This is a genomic window from Bacteroidota bacterium, from assembly GCA_038746285.1.
Classification (GTDB): domain Bacteria; phylum Bacteroidota; class Rhodothermia; order Rhodothermales; family JANQRZ01; genus JANQRZ01.
Map to the genome: position 1 here is coordinate 54,912 of JBCDKT010000022.1, position 7,041 is coordinate 61,952.

Sequence of the window (7,041 nt, forward strand, 5' to 3'; positions counted from 1 at the left end):
TGTTGCATGACTGTCCATCACACTATGCCTGATCTCTCTGTCAGCGTCTGGGGCGACCTCGCCCTCTTCTCCCGACCGGACCTCCGCGTCGAGCGCGTGAGCTATCCCGTCATCACCCCGAGCGCGGCGCGCGGCGTTCTGGAAGCCATTTTCTGGAAGCCAGAGTTCCGCTATCGCATCCGCCGGATCGACGTAGCGAAGGCTGGGTCGACGGTGAGCGTGCTCCGCAATGAAATCAAGGACCGGCAGGGGGCCTCGCCCGTCGTCGTGGAGCGGGCGCGGACGCAGCGGACGGCGCTCATGCTCCGCGACGTGCGCTACGTGATCCACGCCGACCTCCGGCTCCGGCCCCACGCCACCGATCCCGTCGCCAAGTACGTCGAGCAAGCCGAGCGACACGTCCAGCGCGGCTCGTGCTTCCACCGGCCCTACCTCGGCACGCGCGAGTGCTCGGCTCACTTCGCGCCTCCCGGCGAGAAAGACGGCCCGAACGAGAACGTCAACCTCGAAGTGGGGACAATGCTGTTCGACCTCGCCTTCGTGCCGGGCAAGGCAAAGGGCGGGCTTTCGTTCCGTCGGCAGAACGGGAAGGAGAAGCGGGTCGTGAAGGGCCAGGCTCGCCCGCTCTTCTTCGACGCCCGCGTCGAGTACGGCGTCCTCGACCTGGAGCCGTTCCAGCACCTCTACAACGAGATAGACCACCTCGAAGGCCATGCTGACTGAACTCTACGACCTCGGCCTCCGCCTGCGCGAGAAAGGCGAACTCCCACCGCCCGGCTTCGCCGACTACGCTGCTCCGATCTGGTGGACGATCTCGCTCCGCCCGCCCAAGCACCCTGGCTACCCGCCTCAAGCCGAACTGAGCGAGAGAGGCGGCGCGCGCCCTCGGCCCGACAGTGGCCGGACGAGCGGCGTTCTCGCCTACCCTCTCGTTGACACGGCCGCTTATGTGCTGGGCCGCGATGAAAAGGACGATGGGAAGCAGGACCGCCAAGCTGCCAAGAAGCACGAGGCGTTCCGCCACCGACTCGACGAGGTAGCTGAGGCGATTGAGGACTCCGATCTCGTCGCCGCGATTCACCTTCTCGGTGACGCGCTCGACCAAGGCGTCCTCACCGAAGACCCACAGCTAGAGCAGGTCGCGGCCGACCACTGGGTATCAGTCCAGATGATGGACGGGCCGCTCAAAGGAGAGCACCTCTTCGAGCATGAGGCCGTTCGCCGGTGGTGGGCAGGGTGGCTCGACGCCGAGGTCAAGAAGAAGGGGTTCGAGGGGACGTGTTCGATCACGGGCGAGCACCGGCCGCTCGTGGACCGCATTCCCGGCAAAGGTTACTTCCGGGGCAAGGCGTCGCTGCTCGGACTCAACGAGGATGCTTACGTCTCCTACGTCGGAGGCGGAGGGGCGGCGAAGAAAGCGTCCATCGGCGTGAGTTACGACGCGGCTGACGTGGCGAACCGCGCGCTTGGGTATCTCGCCCGCTCGGAGCGGCACAAACGGACGCTCGTCTACGACAAGGAGAGCGACCTCCGCACGCTCACCGCTGTATTCTGGCTAGGGGAGGACGACCCGGTAGAGGTTTCGGGCAAGGGTGTCTTCGAATCGGATGACTTCCTCTCATCTCTCGGTGATGTGGTTGGGCGCGGCTTCGAGGACGAGGCGCCGGAGCGCGATCTCAAACAGATCCACAACCTCCTGAAGCTTCCGTGGGCACCCAAGCGCGAGAGCTTGCGGCTGGATGAGGTCGGGTTTTACCTCGCCATCCTCTCGAAGAACGCCTACCGCGTCGTCGTGCGCGAGTGGCTGGCGCTCGACCTCGCGGACGTCAAGAAGAGGCTGGACGCATTCCTCGAAGCGACCAGCATCGTCCGACCGGGTGGAGGCGAGCCGCATCCTGTTTCGATCCAGCAGACGCTGAAGGCGCTCGATGGCGGGAGTCCGAATCTCGGGCGTGACCTCCTCCGCACTGCCTTCGCGGATGCGCCACTCCCGCAGACCATCCTCCAGCCGTGCCTCGCCCGGCTCCGCGTCCTCTTCGTCAAGGGCGACGCGCCGTGGTGGCAGGAGCACGCGCTCGCCGCCCTCCTCAAGCTCACCCTCTCTCACCAACCCGGTACTGCCATGACTGATTCTGCTGAACGAGAAAAAGCGTACCTCTGCGGAAAGCTCCTCGCGGTCCTCGGTCGCATCCAGCAAGATGCTCTCACGACCGACAACGTTGTCAAAACTAAGGAGGGCGAAGAAGGCACCCCCTCAGCATCGCTCAACCGGACGGTCACTCAGCGTGTGTTCGCAGCGGCATCCACAGCCCCCGAGCCTTACCTGACGCCGCTTGTTCAGCGTGCGACTGTCGCGCATCTCCCTAAGCTCCCGGAAGGTCCCCAAAGGTCGAGCAAGCCGAATGAGAAAGACTATCGGTGGACACCGGATCGTGGGGAGCGCGAGCTGCGCGGGCTGATGGCGGAGATCGACAAGTCCGGTGGCTTCCCCCACATTCTAGACCTACACGGCCAAGCACAGTTCGCACTCGGCTTCTACCGGCAGCGCGCCGACTTCTTCTCATCATCCACCCCCGAGACCCCTTCCGACCATGACTGAGCACATCATCACCGACCCCGAGAAGCGTCACGACTTCGTCTTCCTCTTCGACGTCACCGACGGCAACCCCAACGGCGACCCTGACGGCGACAACACGCCACGCTTCGACCCCGAGACCCGGCAGGGCCTCGTCACCGACGTTTGCATCAAGCGCAAAATCCGCGACTACGCCCACGAGATGGCCGGGGCCGACATCTTCATTCAGAGCGAGAAGACCCTCAATACGCGGATCAAAGAGGCCGCCGAGGCGAACGACATCCCGAAGCCAAAGAACAACAAGGTCGTGGTCCCCGAGCTTCAGGGACACGTCGCCGCGGCCTACCTCGACGTGCGTCTCTTCGGAGCCGTTCTCTCGACCGGCGACTACAACGCCGGGCAAGTGCGCGGGCCGGTGCAACTCACATTCTCGCGCTCGGTGGACCCGATCCTGCCTCTCTCGGTCACGATCACGCGGCAGGCGCGGACAACGGAGAAGCGGGCAGAAACGGGGAAGACTGAGATCGGGCGGAAGGCCATCGTCCCTTACGCGCTCTACCGAGGGCACGGGTTCTACAGCCCGCACCTCGGTGAGCGAGTCGGTGTCTCGCAGGAAGACCTCGCGCTCTTCTGGGAGGCGTTCGCCCGCATGTTCGAGTACGACCGCTCGGCGGCGCGTGGGCAGATGGTCCTCCGCGAGGCGTATATCTTCACGCACGACAGTCCTCGTGGCAACGCACCGGCCCATCGCCTTTTCGAGCGCATCCGGTTCGAGGAGGCGAACGGCGATGTGCCGCGCTCCTTCGACCACTACCGCGACCGGCTCATCGTGGACGAGGGCGGCCTGCCGGACACCATCGCGCTGACGAGGCTCACGGACGTAGCCTGGGGCTGAGCCGTGGCGGTCTCACACGACTTCGCTGAGTTGCAGGACTTCCAGGTTCGGCACGGCGCGGACGCGCGCGTCGTTGGTGAGCAGAACAGCGCAGCCATGCAAGCGAGCCGTAGCGGCGTGGATTGCGTCGGGCAGCTTGAGGGCCGTCGTGGCGGCGCGGAGTCGGGCCGCTTCGATGAGCACACTGCGAGACACGGGTTCGACTGCGAGGCCACCGTGCGCACGGACGACGCGCAGAAAGCTCCGCTCGCGTTCGGCATCTCGGTCCCGGAGGGGGTGAACGAGAACCTCCGACAGCGTGAGTTCGCTTGTGAGCGCAGTCAGAGCACCACTGGCGACGGCCCTCACGACGGGCCTCAGGGCCGACTCGTACACCGCCGACCCCTCGACGACATAGATGAACACGTTCGAGTCGAAGTAGACGCGTCGGCCAGCGATCCGGTCGAGGAGGGTCACGACGGCCCCTGCTCTCGGCGTGCGAACGGCTCGTCCCATTCGTCCCGGAGTGCGCGGAGGTCCCGGTCGATCTCGTCGGCGGTCCGGCCGCTCGGCGCGATCCCGAAGGCTTGGTCGAGCGGAAGCGGGGGAAGCGGTTCCAGTTCGGCGGCGGTCGGGAGGTCGTCGAGCGAGGATGGGGTCGCAGTCTCGTCCGGCGGTGCGCCGTCGCCGGACGGCTCGGGGAGCAGGATGATGACCTCGGCGTCGGTGCCGGCGGGGAGGGCGTCGTCCTGGAGCTCGATGCGGCCGCCGGGCTGGACGCGGACGCGCTTGCGGAGGGCCTTGTTCATAGGTCGGTGCAGAGGGTCTGGCCGGTGAACGATTTCTCAGCCCATCGGATCCAGAGCAGTGGCTCGCCCGGCGGCTGGCGTGACGCCGAGGTCGTCCCGATCTCGGCGCTCCAGCACTACGCCTACTGCCCCCGGCAGTGCGCGCTGATCCACGTCGAGCAGGTGTGGGACGAGAACATCTACACGCTCCGCGGGCGGCGGGCGCACGGGCGGGTGGACACGCCGAAGGGCATGACCCGCGACGGCCTCCGCACAGAGCACGCGCTCCCGCTCTTCTCCGACGCGCTCGGTCTCGCGGGCCGCGCCGACGCCGTCGAGTTCGAGGCCGACGGGACGCCGTTCCCGGTCGAGCACAAGGTCGGGAGCCGGAAGAAGGGCGGGCTCGCCCGGCGGGCCGACGAGGTGCAGCTCTGCGCGCAGGCGCTCTGCCTGGAGGAAATGTTCGAGCGTGATGTGCCCGCCGGAGCGCTCTACTACCGCAAGAGCCGCCGCCGCCACGAGGTCGCGTTCTCGAGCGCGCTCCGGGTGGAGACGCAGGAGGTCATCCGGAAGACGCGGGGGCTGCTGCGGGTGCGGCGGCTACCCCCGCCCGTGGCCGACGCACGCTGCCCGCGCTGCTCGCTCATCGAGACCTGCATGCCCTACGTCGTCGAGCGCCTCGGCGACGGCGAACCGAACGACGAAACGCCATGACAACGCAGCTCCTCAACACGCTGTTCGTGCAGACGCAGGGGGCCTACCTCCGGCTCGACCACGAGACGCTCCGCATCGAAGCGCCGGACGAGGACGGGGAGAAGGAACTCAAACTCCGCATCCCGCTGCACCACCTCGGCGGAGTCGTCGTCTTTGGGAATGTGCTGCTGAGCCCGTACCTCCTCGGACAGTGCGCCCGCGACGGGCGCGAGGTGGTGTGGTGCTCGCGGAGCGGGCGGTTTCAGGGCCGGCTCGCGGGGCCGGTGTCGGGGAACGTGCTGCTGCGCCGCGCCCAGCACCTCGCGCTCTCGGACCCCGCGATCACGCTGGAACTCGCGCGGCAGTTCGTACTCGGCAAGGTGCGGGGGGCGCGGACCGTGCTCAAGCGGGCACTCCGCGAAGACACCGGCGATGCCGCTACGCTCGAAGCCGCTGTCGGGGCGCACGACGAGGCGATTTACCGGCTGCGGGGCGCAGACTCCGTCGAGACCGTCCGGGGTGAGGAGGGACAGGCAGCGGCCGTCTACTTCGCCGTGTTCCATCACCTCATCGGACCCATCGACTTTCGCTTCGACGGGCGCAACCGGCGGCCCCCGCGCGATCCGGTCAACGCGGCACTCTCGTTCGTCTACACGCTCGTCCGGGGCGACTGCGCGGCGGCGCTCGAAAGCGTCGGGCTGGACCCGCAGGTGGGGTACCTCCACGTCCTCCGCCCGGGTCGTCCGGCCCTCGCGCTCGACCTGATGGAGGAGTTTCGCGCGTGGTGGGCCGACCGGCTCGTGCTGACGCTCATCAACCGGAAGCAACTTGGGCTTCAGCACTTCGAGGCCCGGCCCGGCGGAGCGGTCTACCTCAGCGAGACCGGGCGCAAGGAGGTGCTGACTGCATACCAGAAGCGCAAGCAGGAGACCGTCCGCCACCGGCTCTTCAAGGAGGCTGTGCCCGTCGGGCTGCTCCCGTTCGTACAGGCGCGTCTCCTCGCCCGCCACCTTCGCGGCGACCTCGACGCCTACCCGCCCTTCCGCGCCCGCTGACTCTCAGCCTCGTGAAACGAATCGACCTGCTCGTCACGTACGACGTGGACACCTCGACGAAGGCTGGGGCGCGGCGGCTCCGCCGCGTGGCGAAGGTATGTGAGAGCTTCGGGCAGCGCGTGCAGTACTCGGTGTTCGCGTGCAGCGTGACGCGGGCGCAACTGGAGGAGATGGAAGCCCGGCTCCTCGACGAGATGAACCTGCAGAAGGACAGCCTGCATCTCTACACCCTTCATGGCGGGCTGGACCGCTCGCGCCGCTCCCACGGCGTGGACCCGTACCGGGACTTCGACGATCCGCTGATCCTGTGAGCGGGGGCGTGCGCGAACCTGAAGTGGGCACGGAGGCCCTAAGGGGTTCGCGTGCGCAGGGTGTTCTTTGACGTGTTAGGATAGACCATCTTCCGGCATACCCCGGCGAGACGAGAGGCGTGGGGTTGCGAAAAGGGTGATAGCCCGTATTTTGCCGCGGTAGCAGCCGGCCCCCAGGTCGGCTGAGGATTGAAACCGCGAGAAGGCAAAGGTGCATCACCCCGACGTGGTAGCAGCCGGCCCCCAGGTCGGCTGAGGATTGAAACGGATTCGTGGCGACGAGGGCGTTTTCGTAGACCGTAGCAGCCGGCCCCCAGGTCGGCTGAGGATTGATACACGGAGCACTCCGTCAGCCGGTCCCGGTAGAACGCCAGTAGCAGCCGGCCCCCAGGTCGGCTGAGGATTGAAACGCGTCGTCGAGTTGCGCCTTGATCCGCAGCAGGTCGTGTAGCAGCCGGCCCCCAGGTCGGCTGAGGATTGAAACGAGCCTGTCACGTCGTGTAGCATCTCCGTCTCCGGGGTAGCAGCCGGCCCCCAGGTCGGCTGAGGATTGAAACGCACTCAGCGCGTGCGCCCTCAGCGCCTCCTCCTGCGTAGCAGCCGGCCCCCAGGTCGGCTGAGGATTGAAACTGTGTGGCAAACGGCGTCCCGTTGTCCGAGCGAATCGTAGCAGCCGGCCCCCAGGTCGGCTGAGGATTGAAACCTCACCAACCGAGAATCATCATGCCAGACACGAAGGGTAGCA

General features: G+C 66.9%; 8 protein-coding genes and 1 CRISPR repeat array. Of the genes, 6 read left to right on the forward strand and 2 right to left on the reverse strand.

The window, feature by feature from the left end:
* The first annotated feature begins 24 nt into the window (after nucleotides 1-24).
* The 3 genes from cas5c to cas7c are packed head-to-tail and all read left to right on the forward strand — an operon-like array spanning nucleotide 25 to nucleotide 3,470.
* The gene (gene cas5c / locus AAGI91_09070; protein MEM1042767.1) at nucleotides 25-723 is read left to right on the forward strand and encodes a type I-C CRISPR-associated protein Cas5c; all 699 of its coding nucleotides are present in this window, start codon (nucleotides 25-27) and stop codon (nucleotides 721-723) included.
* Nucleotides 713-2,599: a type I-C CRISPR-associated protein Cas8c/Csd1 gene (gene cas8c / locus AAGI91_09075; GenBank protein MEM1042768.1), complete on the forward strand. Its 1,887-nt coding sequence runs from the start codon at nucleotides 713-715 to the stop codon at nucleotides 2,597-2,599. Before cas5c ends, cas8c begins: the two co-directional genes overlap by 11 nt.
* The gene (gene cas7c / locus AAGI91_09080; GenBank protein MEM1042769.1) at nucleotides 2,592-3,470 is read left to right on the forward strand and encodes a type I-C CRISPR-associated protein Cas7/Csd2; all 879 of its coding nucleotides are present in this window, start codon (nucleotides 2,592-2,594) and stop codon (nucleotides 3,468-3,470) included. The genes cas8c and cas7c overlap by 8 nt, the downstream gene beginning before the upstream one ends.
* Before the next feature lie 12 nt (nucleotides 3,471-3,482).
* Here cas7c and AAGI91_09085 read toward each other — a convergent pair whose 3' ends face one another.
* Together AAGI91_09085 and AAGI91_09090 are read right to left on the reverse strand one after the other, a co-directional pair.
* Nucleotides 3,483-3,926, reverse strand: coding sequence for a PIN domain-containing protein (locus AAGI91_09085; GenBank protein MEM1042770.1), 444 nt, complete (start codon nucleotides 3,924-3,926; stop codon nucleotides 3,483-3,485).
* Nucleotides 3,923-4,258 (reverse strand): hypothetical protein, encoded by a 336-nt coding sequence (locus tag AAGI91_09090; GenBank protein ID MEM1042771.1) that lies wholly within the window; start codon nucleotides 4,256-4,258, stop codon nucleotides 3,923-3,925. The genes AAGI91_09085 and AAGI91_09090 overlap by 4 nt, the downstream gene beginning before the upstream one ends.
* Nucleotides 4,259-4,282: 24 nt before the next feature.
* Between AAGI91_09090 and cas4 the strand changes: the two genes are divergently transcribed.
* From cas4 to cas2, 3 genes are read left to right on the forward strand one after another with little or no spacing between them, the layout of a single operon-like run.
* A complete protein-coding gene (gene cas4, locus AAGI91_09095) occupies nucleotides 4,283-4,951 on the forward strand; it encodes a CRISPR-associated protein Cas4 (protein MEM1042772.1) in 669 nt (222 codons plus the stop codon).
* Nucleotides 4,948-5,985 (forward strand): type I-C CRISPR-associated endonuclease Cas1c, encoded by a 1,038-nt coding sequence (gene cas1c, locus AAGI91_09100; protein ID MEM1042773.1) that lies wholly within the window; start codon nucleotides 4,948-4,950, stop codon nucleotides 5,983-5,985. Before cas4 ends, cas1c begins: the two co-directional genes overlap by 4 nt.
* 11 nt (nucleotides 5,986-5,996) lie before the next feature.
* Nucleotides 5,997-6,296, forward strand: coding sequence for a CRISPR-associated endonuclease Cas2 (cas2, locus tag AAGI91_09105; protein ID MEM1042774.1), 300 nt, complete (start codon nucleotides 5,997-5,999; stop codon nucleotides 6,294-6,296).
* Between the two features lie 159 nt (nucleotides 6,297-6,455).
* A CRISPR array of direct repeats spans nucleotides 6,456-6,999; the repeat unit is 37 nt; unit sequence GTAGCAGCCGGCCCCCAGGTCGGCTGAGGATTGAAAC.
* Nucleotides 7,000-7,041: the final 42 nt, after the last annotated feature.